Genomic DNA, 24,564 nt, shown 5'->3' with positions numbered 1-24,564 from the left:
GAAGCGGACGCAGGGCGGGCCGGACCCGCCCGCGTCACCAGTCGAGTTCGCCGCGGATCAGCGTGCGCACCTGGCCGCCGGACCAGACTTCACCGGCCGCGTCGACCAGCAGGGTCAGTTGCGCGTCGAAGCCGACCTCGCGGCCCTGGCTGACGGTGCAGCGCCGGCTTCCATCGGGTTCGCCGGCGCGCGGCAACGCGCCACGCTCGTCCAGCCATGCGGCCAGCACCGCATTCGCCGCGCCGGAAGCCGCGTCCTCGAAGCGCCGGCCGTTGCCGACGAAGGCGCGCACCGCCAGGTCGAAGCCTTGCCCGGTGTCGGCGCGCGCGTACGCGAACACGCCCATGCTGCCGCTCGCTTCGGCCAGCTTCGCGATCGCGCCCCAGTCCGGCCGGATGCCGCGCAAGGCGGTTTCGCCTTCGACTTCGACCAGCCACCAGCGGCGACCGCCGTCCATCAGCACCGGCGGCAATGCGCCGGGGTTCCAGCCGCGGACCGCTTCGGCCAACCGTGCGTCGTCGCGGGCGACGACTTCCGCGACCTTCGCGCGCGGGCTGCGGATCGCGATGCTGCGCACGCCATCGGCAACGTCGATGCGCAACGGCAGCAGGCCGGCGATGCCTTCCTGCACCAGCGCGCCGTCGTGCGGCGCGGCGATGCCGGCTTCGAGGATCGCATGCGCGGTGCCGACGCTCGGATGCCCGGCGAACGGCACTTCGGCCTGCGGGCTGAACATGCGCAGGCGGTAGTCGGCGTCCTCCGTGGCGGCGGGGAACACGAAAGTCGTCTCCGGCAGGCCGGTCCAGCGCGCGATGGCCTGCATGTCCTTGTCGTCGAGCCCGTCGGAATCCAGCACCACCGCCAACGGATTGCCGGCGCCGGGGTAGGGGGAGAACACGTCGAGTTGCAGGAAGCGGCGGCTGGGCATGGTGGTTTGAGGTTGTTATAGGTCAAGGTCAAGCCGCCGGCAGCTTTTGCTGTCGCCTACGGCGAAATGACGAACGATTGAGTGGTGTTACATGTCATGGCTGACTGCCTCGGCCAGCCTGGCTTGAAAGTTGGTTGCTAGCAATCGATCTACCCCAACTAGAGCCGCAACACCCTGTCGTGGGTCAAAAGAGTGGCCCTGAAGAATGGCGTGAGCCTGGTTGTGCAGGGCATACGCTAGGTGTGCGGCGGCTCGAACGGTTGGATCAGGCGCGCTGTCGCTGCCCAGATGATTAGCCAGCAAGAGGCGAATCTCGTAGAGGGCAAACGCGAGTACCTGTTCTTGAGTCACGGTCATTCGGGGTCCTTCTTTGAGTCGGATTACCAGTCGATCCTGCCTTCGATCACCGGTTGCACGCGGCCGCCGATCCACACTTCACCCTCATCGTCGACGCGCACCTCGACCCGGCCGTCGCGGCCCAGCTCGCGGCCCTGGCTGGCGACGTAGCGGCCGTCGCGGCCGGGCAGGCGGCCCTGCCGGTGCAGGTGCGCGGCGATCAGCGCGTTGGCGCTGCCGGTGACCGGGTCTTCGACGATGCCGACGCCGGGCGCGAACGCGCGCACCGCCAGCTGGCAATCGCCGCCGCCGGCGGGCGCGAAAACCGCCAGCTTGCCGCCGGGCAGCTGCGCGGCCAGCGCGGCGAAGTCGGATCGCAGCGCGCGCAGCGTGGCCTCGTCGGCGACTTCCAGCAGCCACCAGTCGGGGCCGTTGTTCCACAACGCGGGCGCGCGGCCGGGCGCGGCGATCTTCGCCAGGCCGTCCGGCAGCGGCGGCGTTTCGATTTCGCGCAGCTGCGCGCGCGGGCTGCGCACCGCGAGCGTGCGCGCGGCGCCGCTTCCGTCCACCGCCACCGGCAGCAGCCCGGCGGCGCATTGCTGCACCAGCTTCCCGTCGCGCGGGCGGGCCAGGCCGGTTTCGACCGCCGCCCACGCTGCGCCGACGCTGGGGTGGCCTGCGAACGGCAGCTCCATGCGCGGAGTGAAGATGCGCACGCGGTACGCGTTGCCGGCAGCGCCGGCGCCCTGGTCCGGCGGCAGGAAGAAAATGGTCTCGGAAAGGTTCAGCCACGCGGCCAGCGCCTGCATCGACGCGGCGTCCATGCCGGCGGCATCCAGGATCGCGCCGAGCGGATTGCCGGCGCCGGGACGGTCGGCGAAAACGTCGAGTTGCAGGTAGCGGCGGGCGGTCATCGGGGCCGGGGTTCCTTTAGAATCGCAGGTTCCGCCCGCTGGCCGGGCGCGTTCCTCCACATCATAACCGCCAAAAAATGCCTTCTTCCGCGCAAGTCGATCGCTGGATCGTCCTCAAGTTCGGCGGCACTTCGGTGTCGCGTCGCCACCGTTGGGACACGATAGGCCGGCTCGCGAAAAAACGCGCGGAGGACAACGATGCGCGCGTACTGGTGGTGGTGTCGGCGCTGTCCGGGGTGACCAACGAGCTGACCGCGATCGCCGACGGCGCCGCCGACAGCGCGCAGCGGGTCGAGGCGCTGGTGCAGCGGCACCGCGATTTCGCCGCCGGACTCGACCTCGACCCGGATGCGGTGCTCGGCGAACGCCTGGCCGTGTTGCGCGGCCTGCTCGCCGATCCGCGCGCGGCGTCGCGTTCGCTCGACTGGCAGGCCGAGGTGCTGGCGCAGGGCGAACTGCTTTCGTCGACGCTGGGCGCGGCGTACCTCAAGTCGCAGGGCCTGGACTTCGGCTGGACCGACGCGCGCGACTGGCTGCACGCGGTGCCGCCGCTGCCCAACCAGAGCGAATGGTCCAAGCGCCTGTCGGTCAACTGCGACACCACCCCGAACGCCGAATGGCGCGCGAAATTCGCCGCGCAGCCGGCGCGCATGCTGATCTCGCAGGGCTTCATCGCGCGGCACCAGGACGGCGGCACCGCGATCCTTGGCCGCGGCGGTTCGGATACCTCGGCGGCGTACTTCGGCGCGCTGCTCGGCGCGCAGCGCGTGGAGATCTGGACCGACGTGCCCGGCATGTTCAGCGCCAACCCGAGGGAAGTGCCGGACGCGCGCCTGCTCACCCGCCTCGACTATTACGAGGCGCAGGAAATCGCCACCACCGGCGCCAAGGTGCTGCACCCGCGCTCGATCAAGCCGTGCCGCGACGCCGGCGTGCCGATGGCGATCCTCGACACCGAGCGCCCGGAGCTGCCGGGCACCAGCATCGACGGCAGCGCCGCGCCGGTGCCGGGGGTCAAGGCGATCAGCCGCCGCAACGGCATCGTGCTGGTGTCGATGGAAGGCATCGCGATGTGGCAGCAGGTCGGCTTCGTCGCCGACGTGTTCGCGGTGTTCAAGCGGCACGGCCTGTCGGTCGACCTGATCGGCACCGCCGAGACCAACGTGACCGTGTCGCTGGACCCGTCGGAGAACCTGATCAACACCGACGCGCTGGCGCGGCTGTCGGAAGACCTGTCGAAGCTGTGCCGGGTGAAGGTGATCGTGCCGTGCACCGCGATCACCCTGGTCGGCCGCGGCATGCGCTCGCTGCTGCACAAGCTGTCCGACGTGTGGGCCACGTTCGGGCAGGAACGCGTGCACATGATCTCGCAGTCGTCGAACGACCTGAACCTGACCTTCGTCATCGACGAGGCCGACGCCGACGGCCTGCTGCCGGTGCTGCACGAGGCGCTGATCGACAGCGGCGCGATGCCGGTGTACGAGGAAGGCGTGTTCGGCGTGCGCTGGCGCGAGCTCAACGGCCAGTTCCGGCCGCGGCCGACGCCGTGGTGGCACGATGCCGGCAAGCGCGCGCGGCTGCTCGGGCTGGCGGCGGCGTCGACCCCGGCCTACGCCTACGACCTGGCGACCGTGCGCGCACGCGCGCGGCAGCTGAAGGCGATCGCCGCCATCGACCATCGCTACTACGCGATCAAGGCCAACTCGCACCCGGCGATCCTGCGCGCGCTGGCCGAAGAGGGCTTCGGCCTGGAATGCGTGTCGCTGGGCGAGATCCGCCACGTGCTGGCCAGCGTGCCGGGGCTCGACCCGAAGCGCGTGCTGTTCACGCCCAGTTTCGCGCCGGCGGACGAGTACGTGCAGGCGTTCGAACTGGGCGTCAACGTCACCATCGACAGCGTCGAGATCCTGCAGCGCTGGCCGGAGACGTTCCGCGGGCGCAAGGCCTGGCTGCGCATCGACCTGGGCCACGGCGGCGGCCACCACGCCAAGGTCAACACCGGCGGCAAGCACTCCAAGTTCGGCCTGTCGGTGCAGCGCGTGGACGAGTTCATCGACGCCGCGCGCGCGCTGGGGCTGACCGTGACCGGGCTGCACGCGCACATGGGCAGCGGCATCGACAACCGCGAACACTGGCGGATGATGTTCGACGAACTGGCCGGCTTCGCACGCCGCATCGGCAGCGTCGAAACCATCGACATCGGCGGCGGCCTGCCGATTCCGTACAGCGAGGACGACGAACCGTTCGACCTGGACGGCTATGCCGCGGGCCTGGCCGAGATGAAGCGGATGCATCCCGCGTTCCGCATCGCCATCGAACCGGGCCGTTTCCTCGTCGCCGAGTCGGGCGTGCTGCTGGCGCACGCGACCCAGGTGATCGAGAAGGACGGCATCCGCCGGGTCGGCCTGGACGCGGGCATGAACGCGCTGATCCGGCCGGCGCTGTACGACGCCTGGCACGACATCGCCAACCTGTCGCGGCTGGACGAACCGCGCGACCTCGATTTCGGCGTGGTCGGGCCGATCTGCGAATCCAGCGACGTGTTCGCGCAGCGGGTGAAGCTGCCGGCCACGACCGCGCCCGGCGACGTGATGCTGATCGCCGACGCCGGCGCCTACGGTTACACCATGGCCAGCCGCTACAACCTGCGCGAGCTGCCGGTCGAGGAGATTCTGGATGTCTGAGGTTCCGTTCAAACGCGACGAGGTGAAGTCGTTCCGCTTCGTGCGTTGCTCCTTCGACGCGCAAACCGGCGCGGCGAAGCTGGTCTACGCCTTCGACGACGGCCCGGAGATGACCGAGACGGTCACCTATCCGGGCGCGCCGTTCGCGCTGGACGACACGAAGTCGAAGGCGGTCGAGGCGGCGTTGCGCCTGCTGCACCTGGTCGCCGGCGTCAGCTACTACAAGGCGGCGGTGCCGGCGGAGATCCGCGTCGAGTCGTACGGCATCGACGCGGAGACCGCGGCGTTCCTCGAAACCGTCTACGTCAACGGCCTCGGCGAGTTCGCGTACCGCAACGGGCTGAACCTGCACGGCAGGATCAGGTTCCCGCACGCGGATTCGCCCGCCGCCGCGCCGGCGCCGCCGCTCGGCCTGCGCGAACACGCCCTCGTCGCCATCGGCGGCGGCAAGGATTCGCTGGTCAGCATCGAGGCGCTGCGTTCGGCCGGCGTCGCGCAGACGGTGACGTGGATCGGCGGCTCGCAGCTGATCGCCGCCTGCGCCGCGCGCACCGGCCTGCCGACGCTGAACATCGGCCGCGCGCTGGCGCCGGAGCTGTTCGAGCTGAACCGGCAGGGCGCGTACAACGGCCACATCCCGGTCACCGCGGTGAACTCCGCGATCATGGTCCTCGCCGCGTTGCTGGCCGGCGCCGACCAAGTCGTGTTCTCGAACGAGCGCTCGGCCAGCTACGGCTCGCTGATCCCCGGCACCGGCGAGGTCAACCACCAGTGGTCGAAGGGCTGGGCGTTCGAATCGGCGCTCGGCGACTACGTGCAGAAGCACATCGCCGGCGACCTGCATTACTACTCGCTGCTGCGCCCGTTCTCGGAACTGGCGGTGGCGCGGCAGTTCGCCAGGAACGCGCACTACGACCGGCATTTTTCCAGCTGCAACCGCAACTTCCACATCCTCGGCGAGCGCCCGGTCAACCGCTGGTGCGGGATGTGCCCGAAGTGCCATTTCGTGTTCCTGGCGCTGGCGCCGTTCATGCCGAAGACCCGGCTGGTCGGCATCTTCGGCCGCAACCTGCTCGACGACCCGGCGCAGACCGCCGGCTACGACGCGCTGCTGGAATACCAGGACCACAAGCCGTTCGAGTGCGTCGGCGAGGGCAAGGAGTCGCGCGCGGCCATGGCCGCGCTGGGCGAACGCCCGGAGTGGAAGGAGGACGCGCTGGTGGCGCGCTTCAACCGCGAGATCCGCCCGCAACTGGTCGCCGGCGAACTGAGGATCGAGCCGCTGCTGAGCATCGACGACGAGCACCGCATTCCCGCCGCGCTGTGGGAGAAGCTGCGTGAAGCTTTCGCAGCTTGATCCGCTGCAGGTCGCCCTGTGGGGCTGGGGTCGCGAGGGCAGGGCGGCGTATCGCGCGCTGCGCGCGCGCGACGCGGCGAAGAAGCTGACGCTGTTCTGCGCGGCGGACGAGGCCGGCGACGCCGGCTCGCTCGGCGACGCCAACCTCCGCATCGAGACCGAAGCGACCGGCCCGCGGCTTTCCGCGTTCGACGTGGTGGTCAAGTCGCCCGGCATCAGCCCGTACAGGCCGGAAGCGATGGTCGCCGCGGCCAACGGCACGCGCTTCATCGGCGGCACCGCGCTGTGGTTCGCCGAACGCGCCGGCGCCGACGGCTGCGTCGCCAACGCGGCCTGCGTCACCGGCACCAAGGGCAAGAGCACCACGACCGCGTTGCTCGCACACCTGTTGCGCGCCGGCGGGCGGCGCACCGGCCTCGCCGGCAACATCGGCCTGCCCTTGCTCGAAGTGCTCGATCCGCGGCCGGCGCCGGAATTCTGGGCGATCGAGCTGTCGAGCTACCAGACCCGCGACGTGGCCCACAGCGGCGCGCGGCCGGAAGTCGCGGTGGTGCTGAACATCTTCCCCGAGCACCTCGACTGGCATGGCGGCCACCAGCGCTACGTCGAGGACAAGCTCGCCCTCGTGGTCGAGGGCAAGCCGCGCATCGCCGTGCTCAATGCGCAGGATCCGTTCCTGTCCGCGCTCGAACTCCCGCACAGCGAAGTGCGCTGGTTCAACCGCGAGGATGGCTGGCACCTGCGCGGGGACGCCCTGTATCGCGGCGACGCCTTCGTCCTCGACACCGCGTCCGTGCCGCTGCCGGGCCGGCACAACCGCGGCAACCTGTGCGCCGCGCTGGCGGCGATCGAGGCGCTGGGCATCGATGCCATGCCGCTGGCGAAGGCCGCGCCCGGCTTCAGGCCGTTGCCGCATCGCCTGCAGTCGCTCGGCGAGCGCGACGGCTTCGTCTTCGTCAACGATTCGATCAGCACCACGCCGCACGCGACGCTGGCCGCGCTCGAGGTGTTCCGCGGCCGGCCGGTCGCGGTGCTGGTCGGCGGCCACGACCGCGGCCTGCCGTGGGAGGACTTCGCCGAAGCGGTCGCGAAGAACCCGCCGCGGGCCATCGTCACGATGGGCGCGAACGGGCCGCGCATCCACGAACTGCTCGCGCCGCCGGCCGCGCAGGGCGGATTCCGGCTCGCCGCCGCCCGCGACCTTGCCGATGCGGTGGCGCAGGCGAAGGCGCTGCTGCCCGGCGGCGGCGTGGTCCTGCTCTCGCCCGGCGCGCCCAGTTTCGGCGCCTACAAGGATTACGTCGCGCGCGGCCGCCACTTCGCCGAACTCGGCGGCTTCGACCCGGACGCGATCAGCAGCATCCCCGGGCTCGGCGTGGCCTGAGCCGCGGTAGCCGGCCGGCGGGTCAGGCCGCCGCGCGCGCCCGCTTCCTTTCGAGCAACGCGTAGTACAGCAGCGGGATCACGACCAGGGTCAGCGCGGTGCTGACCAGGATGCCGAACACCAGCGAGATCGCCAGGCCGTTGAAGATCGGGTCGTCGAGGATGAAGAACGCGCCGCCCATCGCCGCCAGCGCGGTCAGCGCGATCGGCTGCGCACGCACCGCGCAGGCGTCGATCACCGCCCGTTCCGGCGAGTGCCCGCGCTCGAGCAGGTGGTTGATGAAGTCGACCAGCAGGATCGAGTTGCGCACGATGATGCCGGCCAGCGCGATCATGCCGATCATCGAGGTCGCGGTGAACTGCGCGCCGAGCAGCGCGTGGCCGGGCATCACCCCGATCACGGTCAGCGGGATCGGCGCCATGATCACCAGCGGCACCACGTAGTTGCGGAAGTAGGCGACCACCAGCAGGTAGATCAGCACCATGCCCGCGGCGTAGGCGATGCCCATGTCGCGGAAGGTCTCGTAGGTGATCTGCCACTCGCCGTCCCACTTGATCGCGAAGCCGGCGGTGTCCGGCGGCTGGCGGACGAAGAACTGCGCGAGCCGCTGGCCGCCGACCAGGTTGTCCGCAACCTGGCCGACGATGTCGAACATGCCGTACAGCGGACTGTCGGCGCTGCCGCTCTCGTCGCCCATCACGTACACCACCGGCAGCAGGTCCTTGTGCTGGATCGCGCCGTCCCAGCCGGTTTCGCGTACCTGCACCAGTTCCGACAGCGGCACCAGCTGGCCGTTGCCGCCGCGCACGCGCAGCGACAACAGGCGTTCCAGCGCCGCCTGGTCGGCGGGCGGCAGGCGCAGGCGGATCGGGCGCGGGTACTTCGAACCGCCGTCGACCAGGTAGGTCGCATCCATGCCCTGCAGGCCGGCGGCGATGGTTTCCGCTATCGCCGCCTGCGGCACGCCCAGCCGCGCCGCGCGCACGCGGTCGATCGCCAGCACCTCGCGCGCCGCGTCGGCCTCGACGCTGCTGTCCACGTCGACGATGCCCTCGGTGGCGAGGAAACGCCGTTCCAGTGCGCGGCCGACCTCGCGGCTGCGCGCGTAGTCGGGGCCGTAGACCTCGGCGACGATCGGCGACAGCACCGGCGGCCCCGGCGGCACTTCGACCACCTTCACCGAGGCGCCATGCCAGCGACCGACCGCGGCGAGCTTCGGACGCAACGCGACCGCGATCTCGTGGCTCTTGCGGTCGCGTTCGTGCCGATCGACCAGGTTGACCTGCAGGTCGCCGACGTTGGCGCCTTCGCGCAGGTAGTACTGCCGCACCAGGCCGTTGAAATTGATCGGCGCGGCAGTGCCGGCGTAGCCTTGGTAGTCGCGCACTTCCGGCACGCTGTCGAGCACCGCGGCCAGCTCCATCAGCAGCGCGTTGGTGTCTTCCAGCGTGCGGCCTTCGGGCAGGTCGACGACCACCTGCAGTTCCGACTTGTTGTCGAACGGCAGCATCTTCAGCACCACCAGCCGGAACACCGCCAGGCTCGCGGCCAGCACGACCAGCGCGGCCATGCCGGCGAACAGCGCGCGCCGCCGCTTCGGCCCGGATTTCCCGGACAGGAACGGCCGCATCAGTCGCTCGAACAGGCGGTGCAGGCGCGCCGCCATCGTGCCCGGCGCGTGTCCTTCGTGCGCCGCGTGCGCGGGCGCGTGCCGCGACAGCAGCTTCAGCGACAGCCACGGGGTGACGACCAGCGCGACCATCAGCGACAGCAGCATGCCGACCGAGGCGTTGATCGGGATCGGCCGCATGTACGGGCCCATCAGGCCGCTGACGAAGGCCATCGGCATCAGCGCCGCGATCACGGTGAAGGTGGCGAGGATGGTCGGGCCGCCGACTTCGTCGACCGCCGGCGGGATCGCCTCGCGCAGCGGCTTGCCGCCCTGCGCCATGTGCCGGTGGATGTTCTCGACCACCACGATCGCGTCGTCGACCAGGATGCCGATCGAGAAGATCAGCGCGAACAGCGAGACGCGGTTGAGGGTGAAGCCCATCGCCATCGACGCGAACAGGGTGATCGCCAGGGTCAGCACCACCGCCGAACCGATCACGACGGCCTCGCGCCGGCCCAGCGCGAACAGCACCAGCAGCACCACCGAACCGGTGGCGAACACCAGCTTCTTGATCAGCGTCTGCGCCTTGTCGCCGGCGGTCCGGCCGTAGTCGCGGGTGACTTCGATTTCGACGCCTTCGGGAACGACCTGTCCGCGCAGCGCTTCGATCCGCTGCAGCACCGCCTGGGCGATGTCCGAGGCATTGCTGCCGGGCTTCTTGGCGATGGCCAGGGTCACCGCCGGGGCGACGCCGCCGGCCGGGCCGCCGGCGCGCGCGGGCGGCGTGCCGTGCCAGACGTAGGAAACCGGCGCGTCCGCCGCGTCGCCGACCGCGGCGACGTCCGACAATCGCACCGGCCGGCCGCCGTCCAGGCCGAGCACGAGGTTGGCGACGTCGTCGCGGTCGGCGAGGAATTGCCCCGATGCGACCTGCGATACGCCGTCGGCGCCGACGCGCTGGCCGGCCTGCCGCGCCAGGTTCGCCGACTGCAATGCAGCGGCGAGATCGCTTGCCGCCAGCCCGTGGCTGGCGAGGCGCGCCGGATCCAGCGCGACCATCAGCGCGCGTTCCGGCGCGCCGATGGTGTACACGTCGCGGGTGCCGGGGATGCGCTTGAGTTCGTTCTCCAGCGTGTGCGCGACTTCGGCCAGTTCGACCGCGCCGCGTTGCGGGTCGTCGGTCCACAGGGTCAGCGCCATCACCGGCACGTCGTCGATGCCCTTCGGCTTGACGATCGGCTGGCCGACGCCGAGGTTCCGCGGCATCCAGTCCTGGTTCGAGAACACCTTGTCGTACAGCCGCACCAGCGCCGGCTGGCGCTCGACGCCGACCTCGAATTCGACCGTCAGCACCGCCATGCCGGGGCGGCTGGCCGAATAGGTGTGCTTGACCTGCTCGATCTCGGACAGCTTCTGTTCCAGCGGGAAGCTGACCAGCTGCTCGACCTGGCGCGCATCCGCGCCGGGGAACGGCACGATCACGTTGGCCATGGTCACGTCGATCTGCGGTTCTTCCTCGCGCGGCGTGACCAGCACCGCGACCAGGCCCAGCAGCAGGCCCAGCAGCGCCAGGATCGGCGTCAGCGGGTTGTCCTGGAAGGTGCGTGCGATGCGCCCGGAAATGCCGAGGCGCGGCGCCGGCTCGGGTCGCGCCATGTCAGTCCCCGGTCTTGCGCGCCGCGACCAGCGCCTGCAGCGCGGCGACCGGATCGGCGGCGATGGTTTCCCCGGCTTGGAGCCCGGCGATCACTTCGACCGTGTCGCCGGACTGCCCGCCCAGGCGCAGCTGGCGCAGGCTCGGCCGGCCGGCGGCGATGACGTACACGGCGCTGACTTCACCGCGGCGGACCACGGCCGATGCGGGTATCCGCGGATACGCGGCGCCGCGCACCGCCGGGAACGAAACCCGGGCGGTGCTGCCGGGCAGCGGCACCGGGTCCAGCGCGGGCAGGGCGACGCGGACCTTCACGCTGTGCGTCGCCGCGTCGGCGCTGGGGAACACCGTCACCTGCGCGGCGTCGATGCGGCGCCCGTCGTCGAACGCGATCTTCGCCCCGGGCAGCGCGCGGATCCTTTCCGCGTCCGCCTGCGGCACGCTGACCTCGATCCGCAGCGCGTCGGGGGAGAACACCGTCATCAGCGTCTGTCCGGCGATCAGGTTGCCGCCGAACACGACGCTCTCGCCGGGTTCCACGTCGCGCGACGCGACCACGCCGGCGAAGGGCGCGCGCACGACCGTGTAGCCCGCGCCCTGGCGGGCCTGGGCGACCCCCGCGCGCGCCGCATCGCGCGCGGCCGCGGCGGCATCGCGCGTGGCCCTGGCCTGGTCGAGTTGCAGCTTCGACACGTACTGGTTCCGGGCCAGCGCGGCGTAACGCCGCCAGGTCGCTTCCGCTTCGGCCGCCGCCGCCTCGGCGGAACGCAGTTGCGCCAGCGCGCTGTCGACGCCGGCCTGCTGTTCGACCGCGCTGATCCGCAACAGCACCGCGCCGGCGGCGACGCGGTCGCCGACGTCGTGGTTCACCTCGACCACCCGGCCGCTGGTCTGCGCCGACAGCGTGGCCTGGCGCACCGCTTCGACCACGCCGTCCCAGGCGCGGCCGTCGGCGGCATCCGCCGCCTGCACGGTCAGCGTCTCCAACCCCCGCGCGGCGGCCGGCGCCTGCACGGTGTCGTCGCTGCTGCAGGCGGCAAGCGCCAGGCCCAGCAGCAGCGGCAGCGCCCGGCCTCGGTTGATCGCCACTTCAAGCCTCACTTCCGCGCCTCACTTGAAGGCGCAGCCGCCGGGCAGGCCCAGCTTGCGGAACACGATGGCCGCCGGGCAGAAGCCGGTGAAGCTGGCCTGCAGCAGGTTCAGGCCGACGAAAACGGTCAGCAGCAGCCACCACGGCGAGACGAAGCGGGCCAGCGCGACGCTGGCCAGGACCATCACGCCGGCGAAGGCCATCACGGCACGGTCGATGTTCATTGCGGTTCTCCTTTGTCCGGTTCGTTCAACGGGTGCGCAGCACGCCCAGCAGCTTGAGCACGTATTTCTCGTAAACCGGCTCGGTGTTGCCGGAGCGGATCTTCATCAGGAAATACTTTTCGAACGCGATCTTGGCCAGGTGCACCCACTTGCCGGCCTTGGCCCAGGTGACGTTGCGCGGCGGGATCTGCGGCAGCGCGACGAACGCGATGCCCGTATCGCCCATGTCGGCCAGGCAGATCGCGTTCCAGGTCGGCACCGCCCCGGCGGGCTTGCCCTCGATGTCGGCGCGGATGTTCCCGGCCACCGCGGACACCATCGACTCGATCATGAAGCCGGTCTTCGGCGCGCCGGTCGGCACCGGCGTCGGCTCCACCGGCGGGATCGCCACGCACACGCCGATCGAGAAGATGTTGCGGAAGGACGGGTGGCGCTGGTGCTTGTCGATCAGGACGAAGCCGCGCGGATTGCCCAGGCCTTCGGCCTGGCGCACCGCGTCGACGCCGGTGAAGGCCGGCAGCACCATCGAATACTTGAACGGCAGCAGGTGGGTCTTCTTCGGCTGGCCGTCCTCGTCCATCTCGACGGCTTCGATCTCGCCGTCGCGGACCGCGGCGATCTTCGCGTTGGTCACCCACTTGATGTGGCGCTGGCGGAACTCGGCTTCCATCAGCCCCTTCGAATCGCCGACCCCGCCCAGGCCCATGTGGCCGATGTACGGCTCGGGGGTGACGTAGGTCATCGGCACGCGGTCGCGCAGCTTGCGCTTGCGCAGGTCGCTGTCGAGGATCATCGCGAATTCGTAGGCGGGGCCGAAGCAACTGGCGCCGGCCGCCGCGCCGACGACGACCGGGCCGGGATCCCCGAGGAACGCCTGGTACGCATCCCACGCCTTCGCCGCATGCGGCGTGGTGCAGACCGACTGGGTGAAACCGGCTTCCGGGCCCAGTCCCGGCACTTCGTCGAAGGCCAGGCGCGGCCCGGTGGCGATCACCAGGTAGTCGTAGGCGAGGCTGCGGCCGTCGCGCAGCAGCAGGCGGTTTTCCGCGGGCAGCACGCGCTCGGCCCCGGTCGGATCGAATCCGATGTCCTTGCGCTGCAGATGGGACGCGACGTCCAGTTGCACGTCCGCCGGCTTGCGCCAGCCGACCGCCACCCACGGATTGGACGGGGTGAAGGAGAACAGCGGGCCGTCGCCGACGACGGTGATCGCGTGGTCCTTCCCCAGCAGTTCGCGCAGTTCGTAGGCCGCACTCATGCCGCCGATGCCGGCGCCGAGTACCAGGATGCTTGCCATGGTGGTTCTCCTCCCTCGTCGATGCGTTGCCAGCCTTGCAGCGGCGGCGGCGGCCGTCGTTGATCCCGGTCAATCCGCCCGCCGATTCCGGCGCCGTTGCCGGGATTGCCCGAATATTAGAGATCAATTATATTAGTGTCAACTAATTTAAAGGAGCTGCCATGGACCTCGCCGTGAACGCGCTGGTGGCCGCCGCGCGCCGCCGCATCCACGAGGTTTCCCCGGTCGAACTGCACGGCTGGCGCGGCCGCGGCCACCTGCTGATCGACGTCCGCGAGCCGGACGAATTCGCCGCCGGGCACCTGCCGGGGGCGATCAACCTGCCGCGCGGCGTGCTCGAATTCAGCATCGCCGCGCATCCGGCGCTGGCCTGCCAGGCCAGCGACGCGCTGGCGCGGAAATCGCGCACGCTGGTCCTGTACTGCCTGAGCGGCGCGCGCGCGGCGCTGGCCGCCGACAGCCTGCAGCAGCTAGGCTTCGAGCACGTCCATTCGCTGGCCGGCGGCATCGCCGCATGGCGCGAAGCCGCGTTGCCGGTCGCAACCGAAACCGCCTGAACCCATGACCCGTACCCCCGCACAACCCACGATCGACCCCGAGGCCATGCGCAGCCATGCCGGCGACGCGGCGCAACTGCTGAAGGCGCTGGCCAACGACAAGCGCCTGCTGATCCTGTGCCTGCTGGCCGAGGGCGAGCATTCGGTCGGCGAGCTCAACGCACTGCTCGACCTGAGCCAGTCGGCGCTGTCGCAGCACCTGGCGGTGCTGCGCGAGGAGGGCCTGGTCGGCACCCGCCGCGAGGCCCAGACCATCTACTACTCGCTGGCGCCGGGCCCGGCGTTCCGGGTGATCCAGACCCTGCACGACATCTATTGCGCACCGCCGAGGGTCCGCAGGGGCAGGGGCTGAGCGCCGGGCGTCCGGGCAACCTGCGCCGCGGTGCCGTCCCACCCTTCACGTTCCATCCACCCGGGGGCGGTTAGCTTCACAAACCTGAAGCTGGTTCTGGATCTGGAGGCGTCATGCGACATGCACAGGAATCGTCCGGCCTGGTGCTGGTGGTCGAGGACAACCGCAACATCTCCGAGATGATCGGCGAATACCTGGAAGGCAAGGGTTTCGAGGTCGACTACGCCACCGACGGCATCGACGGCTACCGGCTGGCCACCGAGAACAGCTACGACGTGCTGGTGCTGGACCTGATGCTGCCGCGGCTGGACGGGCTGGAGGTGTGCAAGCGGCTGCGCAACGAGGCGCGCAAGTCGACGCCGGTGCTGATGCTGACCGCGCGCGACACCCTGGACGACAAGCTCACCGGGCTCGGTTCCGGTGCCGACGACTACCTGACCAAGCCGTTCGCGATCCAGGAACTCGAAGCGCGGCTGCGCGCGCTGATCCGCCGCGAACGCCGCCAGGTCGGCGCCGAAGTGCTGAAGGTCGCCGACCTGGCGCTGGATCCGGTCAGCATGCGCGCCACCCGCGGCGGCCAGGAACTGCTGCTGTCGCCGATCGGCCTGCGCCTGCTGACCATCCTGATGCGCGAATCGCCGCGGGTGGTGTCGCGGCAGGAGATCGAGCGCGAGATCTGGGGCAACGGCCTGCCCGATTCCGACACGTTGCGCAGCCACCTGTACAACCTGCGCAAGATCATCGACAAGCCGTTCGACAAGCAGCTGCTGCACACGGTGCAGAGCGCCGGCTACCGGATCGCGGACATCGCCTGAACGGCGCGCGGCCATAAGCTGCTGATTTTCTGCATAATCGCAGCCGGGGAAAGACAGGAAGGACCATGTCGCCACAGGGGCTGTCGCGCAAGATACGCATCGCCTTCATCCTGCAGGTGGTGATGGTCAGCCTGGCGATCGTGCTGGGTGCCTACCTGGTGTCGGCGGTGATCAAGCAAAGCCTGGTCAGCGCGGTGCTGCACCAGGAAGCCGACCACTTCTGGAACCTGTACGGCGCCTCCGAAGCGCAACCGCCGCCGAACACCTATACCCTGCGCGGCTACCTGGTGCTGACCGGCCGTTCCAACCTGCTGCTGCCGGAAAACCTGCGCGGGCTGAAGCCCGGCTTCCACGAACTGAAGCAGGACAACATGCTGGTACTGGTCGACGAGAAACCGCCGGGCCGGCTGTACCTGGTGTTCCTGCGCTCGCAGGCCGAGCGGCTGGCGTTCTGGTTCGGCACCCTGCCGATCATGCTGACCCTGGTGGCGATCTACTTCGTCTCGTGGCTGACCTACCGCGCGTCCAAGCGGCTGATTTCGCCGGTCAGCTGGCTGGCCAGGCAGGTCACGCTGTGGGATCCGCAACGGCCCGACGTCAGCGCGCTGGCGCCGGAACGGCTGCCGGCCGACGTGCAGGGCGAGGCCCGGCAGCTGGCCTCGGCGCTGCACGGGCTGGAGCAGCGCGTGGCCGCGCACGTGGCGCGCGAGCGCAACTTCACCCGCGACGCCAGCCACGAGCTGCGCACGCCGCTGACCGTGATCCGCGTGGCCAGCGACATGGCGATGGCCGAGGAGGTTTCGCCGCGGGTGTCGCGCTCGCTGCAACGCATCCAGCGCGCCGGGCGCGACATGGAAGCGGTGATCGACGCCTTCCTGATCCTGGCGCGCGAGGCGCGCGTGGCGCCGCAGAGCGAGGATTTCGAGGTGGCCAACGTGGTCCTGGACGAGGCCGAGAACGCGCGCGCGCTGCTGATCGGCAAGCCGGTCGACCTGGAAGTGGTGCTGCACGCGCGGCCGCGCCTGCACGCGCCGCCGCGGGTCATGCACGTGGTGGTGAGCAACCTGTTGCGCAACGCCTGCAGCTACACCGACCGCGGCCGCATCGACGTGATCGTCGAAACCGACCGCGTGCTGGTCCGCGACACCGGCATCGGCATGGGCGAGGAGTCGCTGCGGCGCGCGTTCGAGCCGTTCTACCGCGCCGACGAGTCGCGCCCGCACGGCACCGGGCTGGGCCTGTCGATCGTCAGCCGCCTGTGCGAGCGCTTCGGCTGGAAGGTGGAACTGGACAGCGTGCCGGACGCGGGCACCACCGCGACGATCCGCTTCGCCTGACGGATCGCCGTCCTCCGCCCCGGGACATCCCCCGCGGCCACCCACGGTGGGGCCTGTCCCGCCGGCAACGGAACCGGACCCGGGAACCCTTGCCCACGGAATGCTGTCAACGCATGCCGTCGACGTGCGTTAGCGTCGGCGACAACCCGATTCCCGACCATCGCCCTCCCCATGAGCCGAAGCCCCCGCAGTCCGTCGCGCGCCCGCAGCCTGCTGTTTTCCCGTTACGCCATCGCCGCCGTGGTCGCCGCCGCGCTGCTCGCCGGCCTGTGGTACTGGCGTGTCCACAAGGCCGATGCCGCGGAGGGCGCGTACCGCACCGCCGCGGTCGAGCAGGGCGACATCCGCGTGGCGATTTCGTCCACCGGCACGCTCAGCGCCATCTCCACGGTCACCGTCGGCAGCCAGATCTCCGGCCAGGTCACCGAGGTGCTGGTCGACTACAACAGCCCGGTGAAGAAGGGCGACGTGCTGGCACGGATCGACCCGAGCACCTACCGGGCGCAGTACGAGCAGGGCAGCGCGCAGATCGCCAGCGCGCGGGCTTCGCTGCGCAACGCCCGGGCCACGCTGAAGAACGCCGAACTCGACTACCAGCGCAAGGCCGAGCTCGGCAGGCAGAAGCTGGTGGCGCAGAGCGACGTCGACCTGGCCCGCGCCACGCTGGACGCCGCGCGCGCCCAGGTCAATTCGGCGCAGGCATCGATCAGCCAGCAGACCGCTTCGCTGAAGAACACCCAGGTCAACATCGACCGCACCGTGATCCGTTCGCCGGTCGACGGCGTGGTGCTGACCCGCAGCATCGAGCGCGGCCAGACCGTCGCCGCCAGCCTGCAGGCGCCGGAACTGTTCACCATCGCCGAGGACCTGGCGAAGATGAAGATCGAGCTGGCCGTCGACGAGGCCGACATCGGCCAGGTCAAGGTCGGGCAGACCGTCAGCTTCACCGCCGACGCCTTCCCCGACCGCAAGTTCAAGGGCACGGTCGAGCAGGTGCGGCTCGCGGCGACGACGACGAACAATGTCGTCACCTATCCGGTGGTGGTCACCGTCGACAACGGCGACGGCACGCTGCTGCCGGGCCTGACCGTCAACGCCGAGATCGAGGTCAGCAAGCGCGAGGGCGTGCTGAAGCTGTCGAACGCCGCGTTGCGCTACAAGCCGACCGACAATTCGCTGCCGGCCGCGCCGCTGGGCGGCGGGCAGCAGCGCCCGGCGCAAGGCGGCCCGCGCGGCGGCGGCATCACCGACGACCTGGCGCGCGCCGTGGCCGAAATGAAGGTCGATGCGAACCAGCAGGCCGCGTTCGACGCCGCGGTCGCGGCGGTGAAGCAGCGCCAGCAGGCGCGCCAGCGGCAGACCCAGGGCGGCGGCTTCGGCCCGCCCGGCATGGTCATGGTGATGGGCGGCGGCAACGCCGGCAACCTCGAGGCGCAACTGCGCCAGCGCATGGCCGAGCGCTTCAAGCAGGACTTCGCCGCGTTCCGCGACACCCTGGACGACGGGCAGAAGAAGCAGTGGGACGCCGCGCTGTCGGCGCTGGTCAACGCCAAGCGCGCCACGCTGTACAAGCTGGTCGACGGCAAGCCGCAGCCGGTGATGGTGCGGCTGGGCGCCAGCGACGGCACCGACACCGAGGTTTCCGGCGGCGGCCTCAAGGCCGGCGACCTGGTCGTCACCGGCGAGCGCGCCAAGGGCAAGGAATGAACGCGCAGGTTGCGCCGGCGGCGGACGCGGTGCCGGTCATCGACATACGCGGCCTCGGCAAGGTCTATTCGCCGGGCACGGAAGCGGAGGTGGTCGCGCTGAAGGGCGTGGACATGCGCGTGCAGCGCGGCGACTTCGTCGCGATCATGGGCCCGTCCGGTTCCGGCAAGTCGACGCTGATGAACCTGATCGGCTGCCTCGACACGCCGACTTCCGGCAGCTACTTTTGCGACGGCGCCGACGTGTCGAAGCTCGACGCCGAGGAACTGGCGGAGCTGCGCCTGGACAAGATCGGCTTCGTGTTCCAGGGCTTCAACCTGCTGCCGCGGATGAGCGCGCTGGAGAACGTGGCGATGCCGCTGGGCTACGCCAACGTGCCGGTGCGCGAACGCAACGAGCGCGCGCAGAAGGCGCTGGCGGCGGTCGGCCTGGCCGAACGCGCCGGGCACCGTCCCAGCGAGCTGTCCGGCGGCCAGCAGCAGCGCGTGGCGATCGCGCGCGCGCTGATCAACGAGCCGCCGATCGTACTCGCCGACGAACCGACCGGCGCGCTCGACAGCAAGACCGGCGAGGAGATCCTCGCGCTGTTCAAGCGCCTGCGCGACCAGGGCCACACCGTCATCCTGATCACCCACGACCCCGACGTGGCCGCGCACGCCGACTACACGCTGGTGATGCGGGACGGCGAGCTGCATGCGGGCGAAGGAGTCGCGGCATGAACTTCCTCGACATCCTCCGCACCGCCGTGTTCGCCCTGCGCGGCAACTGGATGCGCAGCGCGCTGACTTCGCTGGGCGTGATCATCGGCATCGCCGCGGTGATCGTGATGGTCTCGGTGGGCCAGGGCACGCAGCGTGAGATCGACAAGATGGTGTCCGGGCTGGGTTCGCAGCGCCTCGACATCGGCCCGTCCGGCGGCCGCGGCGCCGGCGGCGTGCGGATGAGCGCCAGCAGCTTCTTCACCCTCAACGCGGGCGACGTCGAGGCGATCCGCAACGAGATCCCCGAAGTGCAGTACGTCGCCGGCGCGCTGCGCGGCAGCACCCAGGTGGTGTACGCGGAGAACAACGCCTCGACCAGCTGGCAGGGCGTGCAGCCGGAATTCTTCGACATCAACGGCTGGACCCTTGCCAACGGCGAGGGCTTCAACGCGCAGGACTACTCCGGCGCCGGCAAGGTGGTGATCCTCGGCGACACGGTGCGGCGCACGCTGTTCGGCGAGGACAGCGGCATCGGCCAGACCATCCGCCTGGGCCGGGTGCCGTTCACCGTGGTCGGTACGCTGGCGCCGAAGGGGCAGGGCGGGTTCGGCCAGGACCAGGACGACGTGGTGATGGTGCCGCTGGAAACCGCGCGCCGCCGCCTGATGGGCGCGATGGGCCTGCCGGCCGGCGCGGTGATGCAGGTCGCGCTGACCGTGACCGACGCCGACGACCTGGAATACGTGCAGGGCGAGGTCGAGTCGCTGCTGCGCCAGCGCCACCGGATCGCGCCCGGCGCCGAGGACGACTTCCGGGTGCGCAACATCAGCGAAATCGTCGCGACCCGCACCGCGACCACCAGCCTGATGTCGAAGCTGCTCGGCGCGGTGGCGACGATCTGCCTGGTGATCGGCGGCATCGGCATCATGAACATCATGCTGGTCTCGGTGACCGAACGCATCCGCGAGATCGGATTGCGCATGGCGGTCGGCGCGGGACCGTCGGACGTGCGCCGGCAGTTCCTCGCCGAGGCGATGCTGATCTCGCTGATCGGCGGCGCCATCGGCATCGTCATCGGCATCGCCGGCGCGCTGATCGTCGGCAAGGTCAGCGAACTGCCGGTGGCGCTGAACGGGCAGGTGGTGGCGCTGGCGGCGGCGTTCTCGATCGCCACCGGCCTGTTCTTCGGCTACTACCCGGCGCGCAAGGCCTCGCTGCTCGATCCGATCGAGGCGTTGCGGCAGCAGTAATGGATGGCCCTTCTCCCGCACGCGGGAGAAGGGCCTGCCCTCGAATCGTTTGCAAGCCTTCCTTCTCCCGCGGACGGGAAGAGACGGTTCAGGCCGACGCCTGCGCCTGCGACCACGCCGCCATGCGCCGCTGCATTTCCTCCGGCGCCACTTCCTCGATGTGCGTGGCCAGCGACCACTTGTGGCCGAACGGGTCGACCACGGTGCCGATGCGGTCGCCCCAGAATTCGTCGGTGACCGGCCGATCGGCCTTCGCGCCGGCCTTGATCGCCTTCGCCCAGGCGGCGTCGGCGTCTTCGACGTAGATCATGAAGCTGGCGGTGGCGCCGCCGCGGTGGGTCGGCGACAGCGCGTTCATCTGCGGGAATTCGTCGGCCAGCATGACCCGGGTGTCGCCGATCTGGATCTCGGCGTGGCCGATCTTGTCGCCCATCGGCAGGCGGAACAGTTCGCTCGCGCCGAAGGCGTCGCGGTAGAAGTCGAGCGCCTTCGCGGCGTCGTCGACGATCAGGTAGGCGGTGACGCTGTGGTAACCGTCGGGCATGAAGCCGACGGCGGGGTGTTGCGCGTTCATGGCCGTGCTCCGTTGCGGGGGAAGGCCAACCTACTCCCGCCGGGGTTACGCCGGCGTTACCGGCGCATGCCGCTCGTCGCAATCATCGCGGCTGCAGCAGCGGCGCGATCAGCCCGCGCCAGATGTCGTAACCGGCATGGTTCATGTGCAGGCGGTCCTCGATGAACAGTTCCGCGCGCGGCTGGCCGTCGGCGCCGAGCATCGGCGTGGCCACGTCGACGAACGCGGCGTTCCGCGTCCGCGCGATTTCCTCGCGCAGCAGCGCGTTGGCCTCGCGCTGCGCCGGCAGTTGCGCCGCGCGCAGCGGACTCGGCTTGATCGACACCAGCACGATGCGCACGCGCGGCAGGTCGCGGCGCACGCGTTCGACGAAGGCGCGGAAGTCGCCCAGCACCTGTTGCGGGCTGCGGCCGCTGTTGATGTCGTTCTCGCCGGCATAGAACACGATCGTGCGCGGTGCGTAGGGCACGACGATGCGGTCGGCGTACCAGGTGCTGTCGCGGATCTCGGAACCGCCGAAGCCGCGGTTGACGACCGCGATGCCGGGGAAGTCCTGCGCCAGGGTCGCCCACATCCGGATCGACGAGCTGCCGACGAACAGTACCGCGCCCTTCGGCGGCGGGTTCGCCGCGTCCTCGGCGGCGAAGCGCTGCATGTCGCGTTCCCAGTCGGTGCTGGAAACCGTGGCCGGTACCTGCAGCGGCGGCTTCGGCGGCGGCGCGGCGGTGCAGCCGGCCAGCAGGACCAGGGCAAGCAGGGCGGCGAGGCCGTGGCGCAGTGTCGCGGACATGTGCGGGTTTCCCGGTGGAAAACCGGATTATGGCAATGCCGGGGGAATCCTTCCAAACGCTCCCGGCTCGCGCCGGATCAAGCACTTGCGCACTCGATCCGCGGGTGCGTCTTCCATGGCCCGCGGGCCCGCTGGACTGATCCGGCGGCGACGTGCGTGGCAATCCGGCCGGCCCGTGCGCCGTGTTGTGGCAAAATCGCGCTTCCCATGACCGATTCCGGCCTGCCGATGCCCGCCCGTCCAACGACTCCCCGCCCACGCCGGCGTCGCGGGGGCTGAGCCCATGGCCGACGAATTCGGACACCTGCCGCGCGGGCCGTCGCGCATGCTCAAGGCCGCTAAGTGGTCGCTGCAGGGCCTGCGCGCGGCGTGGCTGCACGAATCGTCGTTCCGCCTCGAGGCCTACCTGTTCGTGGTGCTCGCGCCGCTGGCCTGGTGGCTGGGCGGCAACGCGGTCGAGCGCGTGCTGCTGATCGGCTCGATGTTGCTGGTGCTCAGCGTCGAGCTGCTGAACTCGGCGGTGGAGGCGGTGATCGAACGCTACGGCTCCGAGTACCACGAGTTGGCCGGGCGCGCCAAGGACATGGGTTCGGCGGCGGTGTTCGTGCTGATGCTGAACGTGCTGCTGTGCTGGGGCGCCATCGTGGGCCCGAAATTCTTCTGATCCGCAATCCCGATACCGACTTCGCAAGGGTTACCAAACGCATGAACCTCGACTTCCTCGCCGACCCCAACGTGTGGCTGACCCTGGTCACGTTGAGCACACTGGAGATCGTGCTGGGCATCGACAACCTGGTGTTCATCTCGATCGCCGTCGGCCGCCTGCCCGAGCAGCGCCGCCCGTACGCGCGCAAACTCGGCATCGCCGTGGCCTGCATCACCCGCATCGCCCTGCTGGTGTCGCTGGCGTTCCTGGCGCGGATGCAGCACGACCTGTTCAGCGTCGCCGGCATGGGCATCTCGATCCGCGACCTGGTGCTGATCCTCGGCGGCATCTTCCTGCTGGTGAAGGGGATCATGGAAATCCGCGAGCTGATCACCGGCGGCGAGGACAAGGACCCGGCCACCACCAAGGCCTCGGCGGTGTTCGGCATGGTGATCCTGCAGATCGCGATCATCGACATCGTGTTCTCGCTGGACTCGGTGATCACCGCGGTCGGCATCGCCGAGCACATCCCGGTGATGGTGGTGGCGATCCTGCTGGCGGTGGCGATCATGCTGCTGGCGGCCAACCCGCTGGGCAGCTTCATCGACGCCAACCCGACGATCAAGATGCTGGCGCTGGCCTTCATCGTGCTGATCGGCGTGGTGCTGATCCTCGACGGCGTGGAAATCCACGTGCCGAAGCCGTACATCTACTTCGCGATGGGCTTCTCGGTGATGGTCGAGTGGTTGAACCTGATGATGCGCCGCCGCGCGATGACGCACCGGCACCCGATCGTGCCGTAACGCATTCTTTACGCGCCCGCCCGGGCCGTTGCGCGGCGCGGGCGGGAATGCTGCAATGCGCGGACTCAACCCGGAGGAGTTTCGGTCATGCGTCTGTTCATGCGTTCGCTGGTGGTGCTGGGGCTGGTCGCGCTGCTGTCGGGCTGCGGCTACAACGCCATCCAGCAGAAGGACGAGGCGGTCGCCGCGGCCTGGTCGCAGGTGCTCAACGTGTACAAGCGCCGCGCCGACCTGGTGCCGAACCTGGTGGCGACGGTGAAGGGCTACGCCAGCCACGAGGAGCGGGTACTGACCGAGGTGACCAACGCGCGCGCCAAGGTCGGCAACATCAACGTCAATGCCGACGATCCGGCGTCGCTGAAGGCGTTCCAGGACGCGCAGGGCGAGCTGCAGGGCGCGCTCAACCGCCTGCTGGTGGTCAGCGAGAACTATCCGCAGTTGAAGGCCGACCAGAACTTCCTGCAATTGCAGGCGCAGCTGGAAGGCACCGAGAACCGCATCAGCGTCGAGCGCCAGCGCTACATCCAGACGGTGCAGGACTACAACACCTACATCCGTTCGTTCCCGCAGCTGATCACCGCGAAGGTCTTCGGCTACAAGACCAAGCCGAACTTCACGGTCGAGAACGAAGCGCAGATCTCCGAGGCGCCGCAGGTCGACTTCGGCACGCCAGCGCCGCAGCAGGCGCCGCAGCCGCAGCCCGCGCCGTCGAACTGATCCGGGGCCGCGGATGCCGCCGATCATCCGGTACGTCCGGCACGGGCTGCTGCTCGCCTGCCTGCTGCTGCCCTGCGCCGCGGCGTGGGCGCAGCGGCCGGCGACGGCCGGATTGGCGGATATCCCGCCGCTGACGTCGCCGGTGGTCGATACCACCGGCACGCTCGACGCGGCGCAGAAGCAGCAGTTGGAACGGCAGGCGCTGGACCTGCAACGGCGCAAGGGCAGCCAGTTGCAGGTGCTGATCGTGCCGACCACGCAGCCGGAGGACATCTTCGACTACGCCCAGCGCGTGTTCGACCAGTGGAAGCTCGGCCGCAAGAAGGTCGACGACGCGGTGCTGGTCGTGGTCGCGAAGGACGACCGCCGCGTGCGCATCCACACCGGTTACGGGCTGGAGGGCGCGATTCCCGACGCGATCGCCAGCCGGGTGATCCAGGAATACATGGCGCCGAAGTTCCGCGCGGGCGACTACGGCGGCGGCCTGATCGACGCGACCGCGGTGCTGGTGAAGATCATCGATGGCGAGCCGCTGCCGGAGCCGGTCAGCAGCCACCGCCAGGGCGGCAATGGCGGTGGCGGCTTCGTCTTCGCCCTGTTCGCCGCGTTCATCGTCGCCCAGATCGTGCGCGGCATCTTCAGCCGCGCGCCGAAGGGCCTGCGCGGCCTGCTGACCGGCGGCGCGTCGGGCGGCGTGGCCTGGTTGCTCTCCTCGTTGTGGCCCGTCGCCGTGATCGCCGGCGTGTTCGGTTTGCTGTTCGGCCTGGTCACGGTGTCGACCGGCCGCTACGCCCGCCACCGCGACTGGGGTGGTTGGGGCGGCGGTGGAGGCGGC

Annotated in this window: 23 protein-coding genes; 14 read left to right on the top strand and 9 right to left on the bottom strand. The window is 70.0% G+C overall.

Translation table 11 applies throughout. The annotated features are described in order from the left end of the window. Positions 1-34 precede the first annotated feature (34 nt). The 3 genes from CSC71_RS12830 to CSC71_RS12820 all read right to left on the bottom strand — a co-directional run bounded on the left by CSC71_RS12830 (position 35) and on the right by CSC71_RS12820 (position 2,178). Positions 35-928, bottom strand: a complete 894-nt coding sequence (locus tag CSC71_RS12830) for a PhzF family phenazine biosynthesis protein (RefSeq protein ID WP_162374772.1) — start codon at positions 926-928, stop codon at positions 35-37. An 87-nt stretch (positions 929-1,015) separates the two neighbouring features. Further along, the gene (locus tag CSC71_RS12825; RefSeq protein ID WP_162374771.1) at positions 1,016-1,285 is read right to left on the bottom strand and encodes a hypothetical protein; all 270 of its coding nucleotides are present in this window, start codon (positions 1,283-1,285) and stop codon (positions 1,016-1,018) included. Positions 1,286-1,308: 23 nt separating this feature from the next. Further along, positions 1,309-2,178, bottom strand: a complete 870-nt coding sequence (locus tag CSC71_RS12820; RefSeq protein ID WP_162374770.1) for a PhzF family phenazine biosynthesis protein — start codon at positions 2,176-2,178, stop codon at positions 1,309-1,311. A 77-nt stretch (positions 2,179-2,255) separates the two neighbouring features. Here CSC71_RS12820 and CSC71_RS12815 point away from each other — a divergent pair, with 77 nt between their 5' ends. The 3 genes from CSC71_RS12815 to murD are packed head-to-tail and all read left to right on the top strand — an operon-like array spanning position 2,256 to position 7,603. Beyond that, entirely contained in the window at positions 2,256-4,862 is a 2,607-nt protein-coding gene (locus CSC71_RS12815) for a bifunctional aspartate kinase/diaminopimelate decarboxylase (protein WP_162374769.1), read from the top strand. Beyond that, entirely contained in the window at positions 4,855-6,219 is a 1,365-nt protein-coding gene (gene murL / locus CSC71_RS12810; protein WP_162374768.1) for a UDP-N-acetyl-alpha-D-muramoyl-L-alanyl-L-glutamate epimerase, read from the top strand. Before CSC71_RS12815 ends, murL begins: the two co-directional genes overlap by 8 nt. Beyond that, positions 6,200-7,603: a UDP-N-acetylmuramoyl-L-alanine--D-glutamate ligase gene (murD, locus tag CSC71_RS12805; protein ID WP_162374767.1), complete on the top strand. Its 1,404-nt coding sequence runs from the start codon at positions 6,200-6,202 to the stop codon at positions 7,601-7,603. Before murL ends, murD begins: the two co-directional genes overlap by 20 nt. A 22-nt stretch (positions 7,604-7,625) precedes the next feature. On the opposite strand, the gene CSC71_RS12800 is transcribed toward murD, so the two are convergent. Genes CSC71_RS12800 through CSC71_RS12785 form a run of 4 tightly spaced genes read right to left on the bottom strand, consistent with a single transcriptional unit; the run spans position 7,626 to position 13,480 of the window. Continuing rightward, entirely contained in the window at positions 7,626-10,871 is a 3,246-nt protein-coding gene (locus CSC71_RS12800; RefSeq protein ID WP_162374766.1) for an efflux RND transporter permease subunit, read from the bottom strand. A 1-nt stretch (position 10,872) separates the two neighbouring features. Further along, a complete protein-coding gene (locus tag CSC71_RS12795; RefSeq protein ID WP_246192211.1) occupies positions 10,873-11,958 on the bottom strand; it encodes an efflux RND transporter periplasmic adaptor subunit in 1,086 nt (361 codons plus the stop codon). A 21-nt stretch (positions 11,959-11,979) separates the two neighbouring features. Beyond that, the gene (locus tag CSC71_RS12790; RefSeq protein WP_162374765.1) at positions 11,980-12,183 is read right to left on the bottom strand and encodes a YgaP family membrane protein; all 204 of its coding nucleotides are present in this window, start codon (positions 12,181-12,183) and stop codon (positions 11,980-11,982) included. A gap of 25 nt (positions 12,184-12,208) precedes the next feature. Then, positions 12,209-13,480: an NAD(P)/FAD-dependent oxidoreductase gene (locus CSC71_RS12785; protein WP_162374764.1), complete on the bottom strand. Its 1,272-nt coding sequence runs from the start codon at positions 13,478-13,480 to the stop codon at positions 12,209-12,211. A 161-nt stretch (positions 13,481-13,641) separates the two neighbouring features. Here CSC71_RS12785 and CSC71_RS12780 point away from each other — a divergent pair, with 161 nt between their 5' ends. From CSC71_RS12780 to CSC71_RS12750, 7 genes are all read left to right on the top strand, one after another. After that, positions 13,642-14,037, top strand: coding sequence for a rhodanese-like domain-containing protein (locus tag CSC71_RS12780; protein ID WP_162374763.1), 396 nt, complete (start codon positions 13,642-13,644; stop codon positions 14,035-14,037). A 4-nt stretch (positions 14,038-14,041) separates the two neighbouring features. After that, positions 14,042-14,389, top strand: coding sequence for an ArsR/SmtB family transcription factor (locus tag CSC71_RS12775; RefSeq protein ID WP_211368022.1), 348 nt, complete (start codon positions 14,042-14,044; stop codon positions 14,387-14,389). 113 nt (positions 14,390-14,502) lie between these two features. Beyond that, positions 14,503-15,204 carry a response regulator transcription factor gene (locus CSC71_RS12770; RefSeq protein ID WP_162374762.1) on the top strand — a complete coding sequence of 234 codons (702 nt, stop codon included), beginning with the start codon at positions 14,503-14,505 and terminating at the stop codon, positions 15,202-15,204. A gap of 65 nt (positions 15,205-15,269) precedes the next feature. After that, positions 15,270-16,541, top strand: coding sequence for a sensor histidine kinase (locus CSC71_RS12765; RefSeq protein ID WP_162374761.1), 1,272 nt, complete (start codon positions 15,270-15,272; stop codon positions 16,539-16,541). Positions 16,542-16,712: 171 nt separating this feature from the next. Beyond that, positions 16,713-18,248 (top strand): efflux RND transporter periplasmic adaptor subunit, encoded by a 1,536-nt coding sequence (locus CSC71_RS12760; RefSeq protein ID WP_162374760.1) that lies wholly within the window; start codon positions 16,713-16,715, stop codon positions 18,246-18,248. After that, positions 18,245-18,967 (top strand): ABC transporter ATP-binding protein, encoded by a 723-nt coding sequence (locus CSC71_RS12755; RefSeq protein WP_162374759.1) that lies wholly within the window; start codon positions 18,245-18,247, stop codon positions 18,965-18,967. The genes CSC71_RS12760 and CSC71_RS12755 overlap by 4 nt, the downstream gene beginning before the upstream one ends. Next, positions 18,964-20,199 carry an ABC transporter permease gene (locus tag CSC71_RS12750; RefSeq protein WP_162374758.1) on the top strand — a complete coding sequence of 412 codons (1,236 nt, stop codon included), beginning with the start codon at positions 18,964-18,966 and terminating at the stop codon, positions 20,197-20,199. Before CSC71_RS12755 ends, CSC71_RS12750 begins: the two co-directional genes overlap by 4 nt. An 88-nt stretch (positions 20,200-20,287) precedes the next feature. Here CSC71_RS12750 and CSC71_RS12745 read toward each other — a convergent pair whose 3' ends face one another. Together CSC71_RS12745 and CSC71_RS12740 are read right to left on the bottom strand one after the other, a co-directional pair. Beyond that, positions 20,288-20,773, bottom strand: coding sequence for a VOC family protein (locus CSC71_RS12745; protein WP_162374757.1), 486 nt, complete (start codon positions 20,771-20,773; stop codon positions 20,288-20,290). Positions 20,774-20,855: 82 nt separating this feature from the next. Then, complete coding sequence (locus CSC71_RS12740) at positions 20,856-21,563, bottom strand: SGNH/GDSL hydrolase family protein (protein WP_162374756.1); 708 nt, start codon at positions 21,561-21,563, stop codon at positions 20,856-20,858. A gap of 283 nt (positions 21,564-21,846) precedes the next feature. Here CSC71_RS12740 and CSC71_RS12735 point away from each other — a divergent pair, with 283 nt between their 5' ends. The 4 genes from CSC71_RS12735 to CSC71_RS12720 form a co-directional block, all read left to right on the top strand. After that, a complete protein-coding gene (locus tag CSC71_RS12735; protein ID WP_162374755.1) occupies positions 21,847-22,227 on the top strand; it encodes a diacylglycerol kinase in 381 nt (126 codons plus the stop codon). Between the two features lie 41 nt (positions 22,228-22,268). Then, entirely contained in the window at positions 22,269-23,012 is a 744-nt protein-coding gene (locus CSC71_RS12730; RefSeq protein WP_162374754.1) for a TerC family protein, read from the top strand. A gap of 87 nt (positions 23,013-23,099) precedes the next feature. Beyond that, positions 23,100-23,729, top strand: coding sequence for a LemA family protein (locus tag CSC71_RS12725; RefSeq protein WP_162374753.1), 630 nt, complete (start codon positions 23,100-23,102; stop codon positions 23,727-23,729). Positions 23,730-23,742: 13 nt separating this feature from the next. Next, the coding region (locus CSC71_RS12720) for a TPM domain-containing protein (protein WP_162374752.1) at positions 23,743-24,564 on the top strand (822 nt) is incomplete at its 3' end.

It is taken from the genome of Pseudoxanthomonas sangjuensis (assembly GCF_010211755.1).
In the GTDB taxonomy this organism is placed as follows: domain Bacteria; phylum Pseudomonadota; class Gammaproteobacteria; order Xanthomonadales; family Xanthomonadaceae; genus Pseudoxanthomonas_A; species Pseudoxanthomonas_A sangjuensis.
The sequence above is the reverse complement of the archived record's forward strand: the minus strand, read 5'-3'. Positions and strand labels throughout refer to the sequence as shown.

Coding starts and splice junctions, on each gene's coding strand:
- CSC71_RS12830 (WP_162374772.1), bottom strand. CDS start 928: ATGCCCAGCCGCCGCTTCCTGCAACTCGACGTGTTCTCCCCCTACCCC.
- CSC71_RS12825 (WP_162374771.1), bottom strand. CDS start 1,285: ATGACCGTGACTCAAGAACAGGTACTCGCGTTTGCCCTCTACGAGATT.
- CSC71_RS12820 (WP_162374770.1), bottom strand. CDS start 2,178: ATGACCGCCCGCCGCTACCTGCAACTCGACGTTTTCGCCGACCGTCCC.
- CSC71_RS12815 (WP_162374769.1), top strand. CDS start 2,256: ATGCCTTCTTCCGCGCAAGTCGATCGCTGGATCGTCCTCAAGTTCGGC.
- murL (WP_162374768.1), top strand. CDS start 4,855: ATGTCTGAGGTTCCGTTCAAACGCGACGAGGTGAAGTCGTTCCGCTTC.
- CSC71_RS12800 (WP_162374766.1), bottom strand. CDS start 10,871: ATGGCGCGACCCGAGCCGGCGCCGCGCCTCGGCATTTCCGGGCGCATC.
- CSC71_RS12790 (WP_162374765.1), bottom strand. CDS start 12,183: ATGAACATCGACCGTGCCGTGATGGCCTTCGCCGGCGTGATGGTCCTG.
- CSC71_RS12785 (WP_162374764.1), bottom strand. CDS start 13,480: ATGGCAAGCATCCTGGTACTCGGCGCCGGCATCGGCGGCATGAGTGCG.
- CSC71_RS12780 (WP_162374763.1), top strand. CDS start 13,642: ATGGACCTCGCCGTGAACGCGCTGGTGGCCGCCGCGCGCCGCCGCATC.
- CSC71_RS12775 (WP_211368022.1), top strand. CDS start 14,042: ATGACCCGTACCCCCGCACAACCCACGATCGACCCCGAGGCCATGCGC.
- CSC71_RS12770 (WP_162374762.1), top strand. CDS start 14,503: ATGCGACATGCACAGGAATCGTCCGGCCTGGTGCTGGTGGTCGAGGAC.
- CSC71_RS12765 (WP_162374761.1), top strand. CDS start 15,270: ATGTCGCCACAGGGGCTGTCGCGCAAGATACGCATCGCCTTCATCCTG.
- CSC71_RS12760 (WP_162374760.1), top strand. CDS start 16,713: ATGAGCCGAAGCCCCCGCAGTCCGTCGCGCGCCCGCAGCCTGCTGTTT.
- CSC71_RS12755 (WP_162374759.1), top strand. CDS start 18,245: ATGAACGCGCAGGTTGCGCCGGCGGCGGACGCGGTGCCGGTCATCGAC.
- CSC71_RS12750 (WP_162374758.1), top strand. CDS start 18,964: ATGAACTTCCTCGACATCCTCCGCACCGCCGTGTTCGCCCTGCGCGGC.
- CSC71_RS12745 (WP_162374757.1), bottom strand. CDS start 20,773: ATGAACGCGCAACACCCCGCCGTCGGCTTCATGCCCGACGGTTACCAC.
- CSC71_RS12740 (WP_162374756.1), bottom strand. CDS start 21,563: ATGTCCGCGACACTGCGCCACGGCCTCGCCGCCCTGCTTGCCCTGGTC.
- CSC71_RS12735 (WP_162374755.1), top strand. CDS start 21,847: ATGGCCGACGAATTCGGACACCTGCCGCGCGGGCCGTCGCGCATGCTC.
- CSC71_RS12730 (WP_162374754.1), top strand. CDS start 22,269: ATGAACCTCGACTTCCTCGCCGACCCCAACGTGTGGCTGACCCTGGTC.
- CSC71_RS12725 (WP_162374753.1), top strand. CDS start 23,100: ATGCGTCTGTTCATGCGTTCGCTGGTGGTGCTGGGGCTGGTCGCGCTG.